This is a genomic window from Pantoea vagans (assembly GCF_001506165.1).
In the GTDB taxonomy this organism is placed as follows: domain Bacteria; phylum Pseudomonadota; class Gammaproteobacteria; order Enterobacterales; family Enterobacteriaceae; genus Pantoea; species Pantoea vagans_C.
Map to the genome: position 1 here is coordinate 2,229,696 of NZ_CP011427.1, position 15,420 is coordinate 2,245,115.

General features: G+C 52.1%; 11 protein-coding genes, 1 other RNA gene and 1 pseudogene. 5 read left to right on the top strand and 8 right to left on the bottom strand.

Annotation, left to right across the window (positions count from 1 at the left end; translation table 11 throughout):
• Nucleotides 1-2: 2 nt before the first annotated feature.
• On the bottom strand, nucleotides 3-377 hold the full coding sequence (gene sufA, locus LK04_RS10370; RefSeq protein WP_039335772.1) for a Fe-S cluster assembly scaffold SufA: 375 nt from the start codon (nucleotides 375-377) through the stop codon (nucleotides 3-5).
• 390 nt (nucleotides 378-767) lie between these two features.
• Here sufA and LK04_RS10375 point away from each other — a divergent pair, with 390 nt between their 5' ends.
• Complete coding sequence (locus LK04_RS10375) at nucleotides 768-1,172, top strand: hypothetical protein (RefSeq protein ID WP_039335769.1); 405 nt, start codon at nucleotides 768-770, stop codon at nucleotides 1,170-1,172.
• A gap of 30 nt (nucleotides 1,173-1,202) precedes the next feature.
• Here LK04_RS10375 and LK04_RS10380 read toward each other — a convergent pair.
• Nucleotides 1,203-4,255: pseudogene (locus LK04_RS10380) on the bottom strand (FAD-binding and (Fe-S)-binding domain-containing protein).
• A gap of 206 nt (nucleotides 4,256-4,461) precedes the next feature.
• Here LK04_RS10380 and ydiK point away from each other — a divergent pair.
• Together ydiK and rprA are read left to right on the top strand one after the other, a co-directional pair.
• A complete protein-coding gene (gene ydiK, locus LK04_RS10385) occupies nucleotides 4,462-5,574 on the top strand; it encodes an AI-2E family transporter YdiK (RefSeq protein ID WP_039335765.1) in 1,113 nt (370 codons plus the stop codon).
• A 312-nt stretch (nucleotides 5,575-5,886) separates the two neighbouring features.
• An RNA gene (rprA, locus tag LK04_RS10390) (antisense sRNA RprA) lies at nucleotides 5,887-5,995 on the top strand.
• 100 nt (nucleotides 5,996-6,095) lie between these two features.
• On the opposite strand, the gene ppsA is transcribed toward rprA, so the two are convergent.
• Nucleotides 6,096-8,483 carry a phosphoenolpyruvate synthase gene (gene ppsA / locus LK04_RS10395; protein ID WP_039335763.1) on the bottom strand — a complete coding sequence of 796 codons (2,388 nt, stop codon included), beginning with the start codon at nucleotides 8,481-8,483 and terminating at the stop codon, nucleotides 6,096-6,098.
• Between the two features lie 444 nt (nucleotides 8,484-8,927).
• Between ppsA and LK04_RS10400 the strand changes: the two genes are divergently transcribed.
• Nucleotides 8,928-9,761, top strand: a complete 834-nt coding sequence (locus tag LK04_RS10400; protein WP_039335760.1) for a pyruvate, water dikinase regulatory protein — start codon at nucleotides 8,928-8,930, stop codon at nucleotides 9,759-9,761.
• A gap of 149 nt (nucleotides 9,762-9,910) precedes the next feature.
• Nucleotides 9,911-10,957, top strand: coding sequence for a 3-deoxy-7-phosphoheptulonate synthase (locus LK04_RS10405; protein WP_039335758.1), 1,047 nt, complete (start codon nucleotides 9,911-9,913; stop codon nucleotides 10,955-10,957).
• A 5-nt stretch (nucleotides 10,958-10,962) separates the two neighbouring features.
• Here LK04_RS10405 and LK04_RS10410 read toward each other — a convergent pair whose 3' ends face one another.
• From LK04_RS10410 to LK04_RS10430, 5 genes are all read right to left on the bottom strand, one after another.
• Entirely contained in the window at nucleotides 10,963-12,402 is a 1,440-nt protein-coding gene (locus LK04_RS10410) for a protein adenylyltransferase SelO (RefSeq protein WP_039335756.1), read from the bottom strand.
• Between the two features lie 100 nt (nucleotides 12,403-12,502).
• Nucleotides 12,503-13,246, bottom strand: coding sequence for an EAL domain-containing protein (locus LK04_RS10415; protein ID WP_039335825.1), 744 nt, complete (start codon nucleotides 13,244-13,246; stop codon nucleotides 12,503-12,505).
• Between the two features lie 312 nt (nucleotides 13,247-13,558).
• Complete coding sequence (locus LK04_RS10420; RefSeq protein WP_039335754.1) at nucleotides 13,559-14,020, bottom strand: NlpC/P60 family protein; 462 nt, start codon at nucleotides 14,018-14,020, stop codon at nucleotides 13,559-13,561.
• 69 nt (nucleotides 14,021-14,089) lie between these two features.
• Nucleotides 14,090-14,836 (bottom strand): vitamin B12 ABC transporter ATP-binding protein BtuD, encoded by a 747-nt coding sequence (gene btuD / locus LK04_RS10425; protein WP_039335752.1) that lies wholly within the window; start codon nucleotides 14,834-14,836, stop codon nucleotides 14,090-14,092.
• On the bottom strand, nucleotides 14,837-15,382 hold the full coding sequence (locus LK04_RS10430) for a glutathione peroxidase (protein WP_039335750.1): 546 nt from the start codon (nucleotides 15,380-15,382) through the stop codon (nucleotides 14,837-14,839). It lies immediately after the preceding gene.
• Nucleotides 15,383-15,420 lie beyond the last annotated feature (38 nt).

Sequence of the window (15,420 nt, forward strand, 5' to 3'; positions counted from 1 at the left end):
ACTTACTCGACGCCAAAGCTCTCACCGCACCCGCAGGCGTGCTGAGCTTTAGGGTTGTTGAATTTAAAAATCTGATTCAGGCCTTCACGGACATAATCCAGCTCGGTACCGTCAACAAACGGCATCGCCTGAAGTGGCACAAATAATTTTGCGCCGAATTGCTCAAACGTCAGGTCGTCATCGGCAGGCTCTTTCACCAGATCCATAACGTACCCAAAACCGGCACAGCCGGACTGCTTCACACCCAGTTTCAGGCCTTTAATTTCAGGATCCTGATCAACCAGGCTAAGAATCTGTTTCGCTGCCGTTTCGGTCAGCGTAAGTCCTTTCCAGACGAAATCTTCGGGTGAAAAAGAAGCTGCATTTACTGATGACATGGTGCTACCTCGTAAGTCTGGGCCTTTTCAGGCTATCCCCCTATGGTAGTGATATCAGATATCACTTCAACCGCTTGTTTTGCAGGGATAATCATCTCGTGCTGTTTTTTACTGCTGCTTTATTAAGCATAGTCCCTTCACACCAGCTTGTGAGCGGCATTCCCGTGCGCGCCTTTACTGCGTAACCCGTTAAAATATCGAAAAATTTAAAAATTCAACTTTACGGTAATGTCACAATTGATAGGTTACGCCTTTCTTCAATGTAAAGAGATTGTTATTGCCGATTTTACTAACAGGCAAAGGAAATCAATAAAATTTCATTGCGGGAATTGCATTCCTGACGCGGTTGAATATGATAATGATTATCATTAACCCATTTAGAGCAGCGACATGACGCTTACCGTCTCGGCCTGGTTACAACACAAAATCGATGAATATAAGTTTTCGGTGCGTGATATCACCGTAGACTTCTATATGGCTCAGGCTAAGCTCAACCGCACCGATTGTACTATCGACCAACTGCGCCGCTTTAACGATACCTGCCTCGACATGGCCGAAATCTGCGAACTGAACGGCGACGATCAAAGCTATTTGCATGCCATGGGCAAGCTCCATCACCGCTTGGTGCAGGAGATGGGCAATGCCGATCGCGACCGTTTGTTCCGTATTCAGGCTTATCAACTGGCGCGCCTGTCGTTGACTCGCTTGTGTCATCAACTGGCGCTCAGCGGCCAGTGGGACCAAGCCACCAGCCTGCAAAGTGATTTCGTCCGTCACGCAGGCTGGATATTCTAATCCAGCTTTGTGACGTCTACTACAATTTGTTTACATCATTTCCAGCAGCGCTTGCAGTGGATGCCGCATGCCATTGCCTTCTGCTCGTTTGACCTGACTACGGCACGAGAAGCCAGTTGCCAGACAACGCTGACGCGGTAGCTTCTGCAACTGTGGATGCCATGAAAGCGCATAAATCCCCAGTGAATTCTCCAGGTTTTTACTTTCGTGGCCGTATGTGCCGGCCATGCCGCAGCAGCCGACATTGACGTTTTCCAGCTTAGCGCCGAAGCGCGCAAAAATATCCTGCCATTGGTTGGGAGTGGAGGGCAGCGCGGTTACTTCTGTACAGTGTGCGAACAGATACCAGGCTTCCCCACTGGCCATTTGCACGGTGCGCGAGTCTGTCGCTTGCTGTAACCATTCGTGAACCAGTTGCACCTGGAACTCACCTCGCTGCTCGCCCAGGACTTCTTTATATTCGTCGCGATAGCACAACACGGTGGCCGGATCGACGCCGACCATGGGCATACCCAGTTTTGCCACGCGGTTAAGAAGTTCTGCAGTTTTAGTGGCGGTACGTGCAAAACGCTGCAGGAAGCCCTTCACGTGTTGCGCTTTGCCATTAGGTGAAAACGGCAGCAGCACTGGGCGATAGCCCAGCTTTTCAATCAGCTTCACGAAATCAGTCACTAACTTGGCTTCGTAATAGCTGGTGAAAGGATCCTGCACCACCAGCACGCAGTCTTCACGCTGAGCCACATCCATCGCTTCGAGCTGCTCCAGCGTCAGGCTCATCGCCGGATGACCACTGAGCTGCTGTTTCAGGCTCGGAGATGAGAGCAGCGGCAGATCCACCATGCCGATATGGGTTTGACTCAACTCGCGAACCCATGGCTGCTTGAGAAAGAAGTTGAACACTTTCGGCGCTTTTGCCATTAACGGCGCATAACTCTCCACCGTTGCCACCAAATGATCGCTCACCGGGCGCAGATAGCGGGTGTGATACAGCTGCAGGAAGCGCGAGCGGAAACTCGGCACATCTATCTTTATCGGACACTGGGTCGAACAGGCTTTGCAGGCGAGGCAACCGGACATGGCCTCTTTGACTTCATGCGAGAAATCATATTCGCCCTGTTTCGCGTGCCAGGAGTTACGGGTGCGTTGAATCAAGGTACGCAGACTGGCGCCCTGCTTCGGCAGTGCCTGCTCCAGCTGAGAGGGATCAACGCCCTGCTCTGACAACAAACGCAGCCACTCACGCGTTAATGTGGCACGGCCTTTTGGAGAATGGATACGGTTGCGGGTAATTTTCATGGATGGGCACATCGGGCTGCGCGCATCAAAGTTGAAGCATAAACCGTTACCGTTGCACTCCATGGCTCCCCGCCAGTCGTTACGCACGGTGACCGGGATCTGGCGATCATAGGTGCCACGTTTGACGGCATCCACCTGCATCATCGGCTCACTGCAGCCAAAAGGTGTGCAGATTTTGCCAGGATTCATGCGATTATCCGGGTCAAAAGCGGCTTTGATGCGTCGCAGTTCGTTGAACAGGGTTTCACCGAAGAAGGCTGGACTGTACTGGGCGCGGAAACCTTTGCCGTGCTCGCCCCACAGTAATCCGCCGTAGCGAGCCGTTAGCGCCACCACTTCATCGGAGATTTGTTTCATTAATAGCTCTTGCTGCGGGTCGCACATATCCAGCGCCGGGCGCACGTGCAGCACCCCCGCATCAACGTGACCAAACATGCCATAGCTCAAACCATGGCTGTCGAGTAAGGCACGGAAATCGACAATGTAATCGGCTAACTGCTCTGGTGGGACAGCGGTATCCTCGACAAACGGAATCGGCTTGGCACGCCCTTTCGCGTTACCCAACAGGCCTACGGCTTTTTTGCGCATATTGTAGATGCGCTCAATGCCGCCCAAATCGTTACACAGCTGATAGCCAATCACGCCGCCTTGCTGTTGCTGCATCAGCTCATCCAGCCGTGCACACAAACTCTTGACCTGGTGTTCAATCAGTTCACCATCGTCACCGGCAAATTCAACGATGTTCAGGCCGAGCATCTCTTTGTCAGGCACATCAGTAATCAGCTCTTTCACTGAATGCCACACGATATCTTCGCGCGCCAGGTTCAGCACTTTTGAATCCACGGTTTCGACAGACAGTGCTTTGGCTTCGACCATAAAGGGCGCATTACGCAGCGCGGAGTCAAACGAGTCATATTTGATATTGACGAGATGCCGTACTTTCGGAATGGGTGTGATATCGAGGCGCGCTTCGGTGATGAAGGCCAGCGTCCCCTCGGCACCACACAACAAGCGCGTCAGGTCAAAGGTTTGCAAATCATCACTGAACACGTGACGCAGGTCGTAGCCCGTCAGGAAGCGGTTCAGTTTGGGGAATTTTTCCAGAATCAGCTCGCGCTGACCGCGGCAACGATTGAGCACTTCATGATAGATGCGCCCTTCCGCAGTCGGGGTGGCGGCCATTTGCTCTGCCAGCGTGGTCGGCATCGCGCGGGTATCAAGAATATCGCCGCCGATTAATACGGCGCGCAAACCTTCAACGTGATCGGAGGTTTTGCCATACACCAGAGAGCCTTGACCAGAAGCATCGGTGTTTATCATGCCCCCTAAGGTCGCGCGGTTACTGGTAGAGAGTTCAGGCGAGAAGAAAAAGCCATAAGGCTTCAGCCAGGCATTCAGTTGATCTTTCACCACGCCCGCTTCAACGCGCACCCAACCCTGTTCAGGATTAATTTCCAGGATGCGATTCATATAGCGCGACATGTCGACCACGATACCCTGATTCAGTGATTGACCATTCGTGCCGGTGCCCCCCCGCGTGGGGCGAAGGTCAGGCTGCTGAACCGCTCCTCGCCAGCCAAACGCGCAATCAACGCGACATCGGCGGTCGAGCGTGGGAACAGCGCTGCATCAGGTAACAGCTGATAAATGCTGTTATCGGTAGAAAGTGATAGCCGATCGGCATAGCTCGTGGCGGTATCACCGGTAAATCCTTGCTCTTTTAATGACTGCAGGAATGTCAGCACCCGTTGAACGAGGCCGGGTGCCTGGGAAATCTGTGGGATCATTATTGCGCGACCGAGATGTTGTAAACGTTTGCGTGGTTATTTTTTTCAACCATTGGTTTTATCATATTTTTTTATCGCCTGCTGTTTTTTCAGGAAAGACCTCTGCGACACCTGCTTTTTTCTGTTTAATTTTCAGGAAATAGCTCATCATTGATTAGGGCCCGTGCGGCCCACCATGAAGGATTAATTGAGGTCAAAACGTTGTGATGAAAAGCCTGCAACGCGGTATGGATCTACCGCAACTGCTGTTCTCGTTGATGTTCATACTGATCATGATCATCGCCTGCCTGTGGGTGGTACAACCCTTCATTCTGGGCTTTGCCTGGGCCAGCATGGTGGTGATTGCCACCTGGCCATTAATGATACGTTTGCAGCATCTGCTGTGGGGACGACGATCGCTGGCGGTGATCGCCATGACCATTCTGTTACTGCTGCTGTTTATTATTCCGATAGCCCTGCTGGTGAGTAGCCTGATCGACAACAGCGCGCCGGTGATTGCCTGGGCCACGCAACGCCATCTGGTTTTCCCGGACTTTGTCTGGCTGCGTGAAATTCCATATGTCGGTAACAAAACCTACTCCAGCTACCACAAAATGGTCGATGGCGGCGGTACGGCGATTTTAAATCAGCTGCAACCTTACATTGGTCGCACCACGGGCTTCTTTGTCGCACAGGCTGGCCACTTTGGCCGCTTTATGATCCACCTCGCTGTGATGCTGCTGTTTAGCGTGCTGCTTTACTGGCGCGGTGAACAAGTCGGTCATGGCATTCGCCACTTTGCTTATCGCATGGGCGGACGTCGCGGCGATGCGGCAGTGCTGTTGGCCGGACAAGCAATCCGTGCCGTGGCATTGGGCGTGGTGGTGACAGCGCTGGTACAGGGTGTGCTGGGCGGCATTGGCCTGGCGATTTCCGGCATTCCTTATGCCACCTTGCTCACCGTGCTGATGATTCTGACGTGCCTGGTGCAGCTTGGCCCGTTAGTGGTGCTGGTGCCGGCCATCATCTGGCTCTACTGGAGTGGTGATACGACCTGGGGCACCATATTACTGGTGTGGAGTTGCGTGGTCGGCACGCTTGATAGCGTGCTGCGTCCGATGCTGATTCGTATGGGCGCAGATTTGCCGATGATTTTAATCCTCTCTGGCGTCATCGGTGGATTGATCGCCTTCGGCATGATCGGGCTGTTTATTGGACCGGTGGTGCTGGCGGTATCCTATCGTCTGGTTTCCGTGTGGATGCATGAAGCCCCCGCACCTGATGATGACCCGCAAACGGCAATTGAAGCGCTGGCCGAGCACGAAGAAGATCAACCGTAACGACTGACACCCTCCAAAACGGTGCGTTAACGCGCACCGTCTCTCTCTTCTCTCATTTGCCTTATGCGATGGCAATTAATGCCTGTTAATCGCCATCACTTAATTGCTTCCGTTACGCATTATTTTTCATAAGCGATTTTTAAGAAAAAACGCAGATTTGGCCTATTTAGGAGAGTTTCGCTAACGGAATGATTATTTTTCGCACTGAATCATCAGGCTAAACCGGTGAAAAAGGCCACGAAAGATTATCAGCTTTAAACTAATAAGAGGATTCTTAAAGACGCCAGCAGGCGGTGTGAATAACATGAATCCTAAGTTTGAGATCAAACCACTGATTTTTAAACAACCTTTTTCCCCTGAGTAAAGTAAAGAATTGCTGTGTGTAGTCTTTGCCCATCCCCTGTGATGGGCTTTTTTTTTTGCATTTTTTATGCATAAACAAAAGGCCAGCAGAGCTGGCCTTGATGATTTCAGCAAGGACACTTCAGAATCTTACTGAAAGCGTCCTAATTAATAGCTGACTAAGATTTTGCAGCATCCAGCTCAGCCAGATTCAACCAGGTTTGCACCACGGTATCTGGATTGAGTGACAGGCTATCAATGCCCTGATCCATCAACCAGGCGGCAAAGTCCTCATGATCTGACGGCCCCTGCCCACAGATACCGACGTACTTACCCTGCTTCTTCGCGGCCTGAATCGACATCGACAGCAGCGCTTTAACCGCCTCGTTACGCTCATCGAACAGCGCAGACACCACGCCGGAATCACGATCCAGCCCCAGCGCCAGCTGGGTCATATCGTTCGAACCGATAGAGAAGCCGTCGAAATACTGCAGGAACTGTTCCGCCAGCAAGGCATTAGAAGGAATCTCACACATCATGATCACCTTCAGGCCATTCTCGCCACGTTTCAGACCCTGCTTGCCTAGCTCTTCCACAACGGCGGCAGCCTGGTCTACGGTACGCACAAACGGAATCATAATTTCGACGTTAGTCAGACCCATCTCGTTACGCACCCGCTTCACTGCTGCGCACTCTAACGCGAAACAGTCACGGAAGCTGTCCGCCACATAGCGACCCGCCCCACGGAAGCCCAGCATCGGGTTCTCTTCTTCAGGCTCATAACGCTCCCCCCCCACGAGGTTAGCGTATTCGTTGGATTTGAAGTCAGAGAGACGCACAATAACGCGTTTTGGCGCAAAGGCCGCACCCAGCGTGGCAATTCCCTCGGTCAGGCGCGCAATGTAGAATTCAACCGGATCGTCAAACCCTTTCATCATCTGACGAATCTGCTGCTGAATCTCTGGCGTCTGCTGGTCAAATTCCAGCAGCGCTTTTGGATGCACGCCGATCATACGGTTGATGATGAATTCCAGACGCGCCAGCCCGACCCCCTCATTGGGCAGGCAAGCAAAATCAAATGCACGATCGGGGTTACCGACGTTCATCATAATCTTCAGTGGCAGATCGGGCATGGTATCCACTTGTGAGCTGGTGACTTCAAAGTCCAGCAGATCCTGGTAAACGTAGCCGGTGTCGCCCTCCGCACAAGTGACCGTCACCTTATGGCCATCTTTGAGATGATCTGTCGCATCGCCACATCCCACCACCGCAGGAATACCCAGTTCACGTGCGATGATCGCGGCATGGCAAGTACGCCCACCACGGTTGGTAACAATCGCTGAGGCTTTCTTCATGATCGGCTCCCAATCCGGGTCCGTCATGTCGGTCACCAGCACGTCACCTTTCTCGATACGATGCATTTCGCTGATATCGTGAATCACCTTCACTTCACCCGCGCCAATACGATGTCCGATGGCTCGGCCTTCGACCAGCACTTTGCCTTTGCCCTGCAAGGTGTAGCGTTCCATCACCTGACCATTGGAACGGACAGTCTCCGGACGGGCCTGCACGATAAACAGCTTGCCGGTGTGACCATCTTTTGCCCACTCAATATCCATTGGGCGTTTGTAGTGCTGCTCAATCAACACCGCCTGACGCGCCAGATCTTGCACTTCGTCATCGGTCAGGCTGAAGCGGTCACGCTGTTCTTGATCGACATCTTCAATCCGCACCTGCTCCCCATGCTCTTGGGAATCGGCATACACCATGCGAATTTTTTTCGAGCCCATGGTTCGGCGTACAATCGCCGGGCGGTTAGCCGCCAGCGTCGGTTTATGCACGTAAAATTCGTCTGGGTTAACCGCGCCCTGCACCACCATCTCACCCAGACCGAACGCCGAGGTGATAAACACCACCTGGTCGAAACCGGACTCGGTATCTATGGTGAACATCACCCCCGATGAAGCGAGGTCCGATCGCACCATGCGCTGAATCCCGGCCGACAACGCCACACCGCGATGGTCGTAGCCTTGATGCACACGATAGGAGATCGCACGGTCGTTAAACAAAGAAGCATAAACGTGCTTCACGGCCACCAGCACCGCGTCAAATCCCTGCACGTTGAGGAATGTCTCTTGTTGACCGGCGAACGAGGCATCGGGCATATCTTCCGCCGTTGCAGAAGAACGCACCGCAAACGAAGCGTCGGGGTCATCAGAAGAGAGCTGCTCATAGGCTGTTCGTATCGCCTCTTCCAGTTCAGGCAAGAATGGCGTATCAACAACCCATTGACGAATTTGTTTGCCAGCTTTCGCCAGCTCTTCCACATCATCAATATCCGTAACGTCCAGCAAATCATAAATACGCTGGTTCAGTCCGCTTTGGTCGAGAAACAGATTAAAAGCGTAAGATGTCGTCGCATAACCGTTTGGCACGGATACGCCCAGAGACGACAAGTTCGTAATCATTTCTCCCAGGGAAGCATTCTTGCCCCCCACCCGATCAACATCATGCATGCCAAGCTGGTTGTACCAGAGCACTAGCGACTGTTGGTCTTGATTGGACATTGAGATTATCCTTCATTTAAATGATTGGAGCACATGGAACAATTTGCTATTCGCCAAAACAGCCTGGCACAATCAATAAATAAAGACTAAGTGTTGAATCGTTAAAGCAGAAAAAGAAACGCAAAATCGGATTAGTACCCGTCATAAATCGAGTTGCGCAACAGGCTTATTAACCGACCGCAAATGGCTACAGTGATATTTTTCCCTTTTTCAGAGGGTTAGAGATTGCTTTTCGTTGCGCAACAGCATCAGACTTTATTTCCCAGATTAAATGGAAAATGCGAGTAAATAGCGTTTTTCAAAACAGCATTTCATCTAATATTCCCTTTTGAAGAACAGCCTTGTGTGATGTGACCGTCACTGATATGGATATTTCATTTTATTTTTAATTAAAATGAAATATTGGCAGTGAGATTGTTATGTAAAAGTAAATGAGAGGATTGCTTGCCTATGAGCACTGAACGCAGTGTGTTCTACATTTCAGATGGCACCGCCATTACCGCTGAAGTTTTGGGGCACGCAGTGCTCTCACAATTTCCCGTTAGCACTAACAGTGTCACCCTGCCTTTTGTTGAGAATGTCCAGCGCGCGCAGGCGGTTAAAGCGCAAATTAATGCTTTGTACCAGCAGAGTGGCGTGCGTCCGTTAGTGTTTTTCTCAATTGTGACGCCTGACGTCCGCGAGATCATTCTGGAGAGTGAAGGCTTCTGTCAGGACATCGTGCAGGCACTGGTCGCCCCGTTGCAAAGCGAACTCGGTGTAGCTTCGATGCCCGTGGCGCATCGTACTCACGGGCTGACTGCCAGCAATCTGGGCAAATATGATGCGCGTATCGCCGCGATTGATTACACCCTGGCCCACGATGATGGTATTTCTCTGCGCGGTCTGGAAGATGCACAGGTCATTCTGCTTGGCGTCTCGCGCTGTGGCAAAACGCCGACCAGCCTCTATCTGGCGATGCAGTTTGGTGTGCGTGCGGCAAACTACCCCTTTATCGCGGATGACATGGATAATCTAAAATTACCCCCCGCATTACGCGCACATCAGCATAAGCTCTTTGGATTAACCATCGATCCCGAGCGCCTGGCGGCGATCCGTCAGGAGCGCGCCGAAAATACCCGGTATGCGTCAATGCGTCAGTGCCGCCTTGAAGTGGGTGAAGTCGAAGCGTTGTTCCGTACCCATCAAATTCGCTACCTCAACAGTACCAACTATTCGGTCGAGGAGATTGCCACCAAAATCCTCGACATTATGGGGCTGCGCCGCAGCATGTATTAGCGTGTAAGCCAGGCCGTAAAGCCTGGCTTCCGTCTTGAATAACTTTCCTTTCTTTTTAGCGGGTTGAATTCGCGAGCTATTGGTTTATTGTGACCACCATCACTTCCCGGTATTTCACCGCTGCGAAGAACAGAATTTTGAGAGTCCCAATGAACAAGACTGATGAACTGCGTACTGCGCGCATCGGCAGCCTGCTAACGCCAGCGGCCCTCGCGCAAGAACACCCTATTTCGGCGGAGATTGCCGCTAACGTCACCGCTGCGCGCCAGCGCATTGCCCGTATCCTGACGGGTGAAGACCCGCGCCTGCTGGTGATTATCGGTCCGTGCTCATTGCACGATCCCAAAGCGGCGATTGAATACGCCGAACGCCTGAATCTCTTGCGTGAGCGCTACAAAGATCGCCTTGAAATTGTAATGCGCGCCTATTTTGAGAAGCCGCGCACTGTGGTGGGTTGGAAAGGTTTGATTTCTGATCCTGATCTCGACGGCAGTTTTGACGTCAACCGCGGCATCGCTATCGCCCGCAAACTGCTGCTGGATATCAATGCACTGGGGATGCCGACCGCCACCGAATTTCTCGATATGGTGATCGGCCAGTTTATTGCCGACCTGATCAGCTGGGGCGCTATTGGCGCACGCACAACGGAAAGTCAGATCCACCGTGAAATGGCCTCGGCACTCTCCTGTCCGGTGGGTTTCAAGAACGGTACCGATGGCAACGTGCAGATCGCTGTAGATGCGATTCGCGCTTCTCGCGCCAGCCATATGTTCCTCTCGCCGGATAAACATGGCCAGATGACGATTTACCAGACCAGCGGCAATCCGCACGGCCATGTGATCCTGCGTGGCGGTAAGCAGCCCAATTACCATGCTGAAGATGTGGCGGCAGCAGCAGCGAACCTGCGTGATTTCAACTTGCCTGAGCAGTTGATTATCGACTTCAGCCACGGTAATTGCCTGAAGCAGCATCGCCGCCAGCGCGACGTCGCGGATGACATCGCCGCGCAGATTCGCCAGGGTTCACGTGCTGTTGCGGGTGTGATGATTGAGAGTTTCCTGCAGGAAGGTAACCAGAAGGTGGTGGGCGGTGAACCCTTAACTTACGGGCAGTCCATTACCGATCCCTGCCTTGGCTGGGAAGATAGTGAAGAAGTGCTGGAGAAACTGGCTGCCGCGGTAGACAGCCGTTTCTAATTAATTTAGCTGGAGCAACTCACTTCCAGCGTTTTGCCCCACTCGGGTGGCCGTTGGCGCAACTGCGCGCTAACGGCTGCATCACTAAACGGCTGCTGCAATGCCAGATGCAAGGTTTCCAACGCCGCAGTTTCCCCTTTCTCGACCTCTTCGATAACCTGCTGAGCCAGATAATTACGCAATACCAGCGCGGGATTAGCGGCTTTCATTACCGTTTGACGCTGTTCATCCGTCGTTTCATCTTGCAGCAGTCGTTGGCGATAAGTGTCATACCAGCGATCAAACGCCTCACGATCGATAAACTCATCGCGCAGCGGTGAACGGCTCTCCTGCTGTTGCGTATCGCTTAACAAACGGAACGTCAGCGTATAATCACTGTGTTCTTGCGTCATCAACTCCAGCAGCGAGGTGAGAATGGCGTTGTCATTCGCATCCGCGGTTAACAGCCCCAGCTTGGCACGCATCTTCTCACCCCAAACCCGCATCAGTTCGGTTTCATATTGACTCAGCGCCTGTTTGAGCTGATCCGTGGTCATTAACCCTGACAGAGCATGCGCCAGACGGTTGAGGTTCCACAGCCCAATCATCGGCTGGTTCTCAAACGCATAGCGGCCTTGATAATCACTGTGATTGCAGATGAAATCGGGCTGGTAATCGTCCAGGAAGCCGTAAGGACCGTAATCCAGTGTTAATCCAAGAATCGACATGTTGTCGGTGTTCATCACGCCGTGTGCAAAGCCGACACTCTGCCAGTGAGCGATCAGGCTCGCGGTACGTTTGACGATGTCGCTGAACCAAAGCTGATAGCGGTCAGCCTGATCGCGTAACTGCGGCCAGTGATGGTGAATGGCATAATCCGCCAGTTGGCGCACCTTCTCCTGTTCACCACCATAATAGAAGTGTTCGAAATGGCCGAAGCGCAGGTGGCTCTCCGCGATGCGCATCAGCATGGCGCCGCGCTCTTGGGTTTCACGCAACACTGGCTCTTCACCAATCGCCAGTGCCAGGGCACGCGTGGTGGGAATACCAAGGTGGTGCAATGCTTCGGAAGCCAGAAATTCACGCACGCTGGAGCGGATGACCGCGCGGCCATCGCCCATGCGTGAGTAAGGAGTGAGTCCCGCGCCTTTGAGGTGCCAGTCGAGTTTGCGCCCATTTTCCAGCTGCTGTTCGCCCAGCAAAATACCTCGACCATCACCTAACTGTCCGGCCCAGACGCCAAACTGATGGCCACTGTAGACCTGAGCCAGCGGTGCCATACCCGGCAGTAATTCACGACCGCTCCATACGCCATGGCCTTCGCCTTGAAACAGGTTTGGCTCCAGCCCCATTTCAGCCGCCAGCGGCGCATTGTGATAAAACAAGCGCCCACCTGCTAAGGGGGTCGGGGCCAGCGCGGTGTAAAAGCCCGGCAACTCTTGCTGCCAGCTATTGATAAATTGCATTAATACTCCAGTAGATGCATGTGTGCAACGCACCGACATTGAGTGTATCGAAGTGAGGTTTAGTGTAACGCTGACACGAGGTGGAGAACAGGTGAAAGGATTACTGCTTTGAGGGTGTATGCAAGCTCACATCAGGATAAATAAGATCGCTTAACCGTTCCGCTTTAACAACCGGGAACAAATTTCCTTGCAGTTGCGCCCCATTTAACTGGCTAACTTTCTCCAGCAGCAGGCCATCGTCGACGCCACATATAATTATCTGGTCGGCGAAATCGGAAAACGTATCAATCATCGTTTGCATAAAAGGTGTAAAAGATGCACGTTTTGCAAGCCCCTGAATAAAGACCTTATCCAGTTTCAATACGTTAAACAGATTATCATAGACTGCGGTTGCAGGCGCTTTTCCCGCCCCAAACTGCGAGAGTGATAAACGGAATTCTTGCTGTAAGGAAGCTAAAAGCGGCTGCGCTTTTCCCTTGGCTAATTGCGGAAACGTTTCGCTGACATCCAGAATAATAAAAGAAAGTTGTTTAAATTTCCTTAACAGAAATTCGCTTTCCAATAGCATTGTGGCCATGGAATCATCAATACGTACCAAGGCGGTAATTTGATGTAACTCAAAAAATTCACGGTACTTTTCCAGCAATGAAAGCTGGCTCTGCAGTAAGCGTAATTGCTGCGCATCGTCTAACTGCGGCAACAACAAATCCTGCGGCAGCGTAATAGGTGCGCTGTCGTGGACGAATTGCGTCACCAGCTCGACCGAAGTCAGCTGGCCCGCCAGAGAGTAAACTGGATAAAACCAGGTTTCCGACTGATAGTCGGCAGATAAATGGACTTTCATTTCTACAGCCAGAAGCAGTGGCAATTGGCGCATCGTATATCAATGAAAACCACCAGGCAATAGGACCAAACGTTTGAAGAGACGCTGTTTTTATGCCTGATTAAGCGGTTTTAAGCCTGAGATAATACTTAAGCCAAATAACCGGGGTTAATATCCTTACCGATTAAATAAACTTAGCACTCTTTTTAGTATTGAAGAAAGGCTATTTAAAGTTCCATTTTAAATGAGAGTTAAGTCAGGCTTTGCCATCACAATTAATAATGCATAAAACCACGCGCCTTTTATGGCATTATTACCTAGTATGGTACTCAATCAGATGCGACGCGCTTGCCAAAATACTTTGCGCCAATAAACATTGTCCAGTGAGGAACGGATTACACCCTGACTGGTAGAGGCATGAATAAAGGTGTTATCGGTATCATAAATACCAACGTGCAGGCCATTTTCACCGCTGCCGGTCTTGAAGAATACCAGATCGCCAGGTAGCAGGTCACTTTTGTCGATTCGCGTGCCAATATCGGTTTGATCAATCGTGGAACGCGGCAGCTGCATGGCAAATTGATCACGGAAAGTCAGATAAACAAAGCCCGAGCAATCCACCCCACCGCGACTTAACCCGCCGTATCGATAAGGCGTTCCCCGCCAGTGTGTGAGTTGTTCATTGAGTTGGGCAATAACGGTAATCGAATCAGACAGGCGACCATTCGGCGGCGGTGCACGATGGCTGCTACAGCCTGCCAACAGCAGAACCAGAATAAAAACCGTAAGTCGCATCAGAATAATCCTTAAATCCGTCGCCCGGCAGACACTTTAGCGGTAAATCTGCCGTTCAGGCAACGACATTCAAGGGATAAACAGCAGCGGGCCTTGTGCGGTGTCGATTTGCTCGAAGTGAGTCTGATACAGCGGTGCCAGTTGTTCGGCAGTCAATACTTCCCGTGCGCCGCCTTGGCTCACCATACTTCCTTGATGCATTAACCACACAATATCCGCATGGCGCAGGCTATGATTGAGGTCGTGGCCACTGGCGATGATGGCGATGCCTGCGTGGCATAGGCTGCTCAGTAACTTATCCACCGCACGCTGTTGCGCGACGTCCAGCGCGGTCATTGGCTCATCCAGAATCAGCAACTTCCCGCGTGGATTGAGCAACGGATGAATCTGTAATACGACCGCGGCCAGCCGTACACGCTGCCATTCACCACCCGAAAGCTGTGTCAGGTTGCAGGTCAGTTTGTGTTGCAAGCTGAGCTGAGTGAGAACATCCGACAGCGTGGCATCTGCCTGGGGAGACGCCGATGAGCAATGTAGCCGCAGAAAGTGCCAAACCGGCATCGACCCTAATGCCAACTGCTGCTGAGGCAACCACGCGCGCAACTGCGCCAACGCAGCCCCACTTAAGGTCTCAAGTTGCTGGCCAGCGATCCGAATGCTGCCTTTAACAGGCAGCAGGCCTGAAAGCGCGCTTAACAGCGTGCTTTTGCCCGCGCCATTTGGCCCAACCAGGTGAACCAGAGAGCCAGCATTCAGGGTAAGGTCGACGGGAGTCAGTCGCCCTGCGACGCTCACTCCCTCGCACTGCAACAGCATTTACTCGGCCAATGCCTGCTCAACGCGTTTCAGGATAATCGGATCGTCTGGCGTCATATCCGGTGAGAAACGCGCAATTACTTTGCCCTGCTTGTTGATCAGGAATTTCTCGAAGTTCCACAGAATATCGCCTTCCGCTTTCGGCGCACGACCTTTGCTCATCATACGTTCCAGGAAACCGCTGCCTTCCGGACGCTGGGCCTCTGGCTGAGCCGCAGTCAGTTGCGCATACAGGGGATGGCGATTCGCCCCGTTGACGTCGGTTTTATCGAACATCGGGAAGGTCACACCATAAGTGGTGCTGCAGAACGTTTTGATCTCTTCATTACTGCCAGGTTCCTGCTCAAGGAACTGGTTGCACGGAAAACCGAGCACACTGAAATCTTTGTTCTGCCAGGCTTTTTGTAATGACTCAAGCTGCTCATACTGCGCCGTCAGACCACATTTAGACGCCACGTTAACCACCAGCAAGACTTTATCCTGATACTGCGCCAACGTGGTTTTTTCGCCATCCAGTGTAACCAGATCAGTTTGATAGATACTCATTGTTGATTCCTGTTGTTGAACCCAAGATGCCAGCCGCA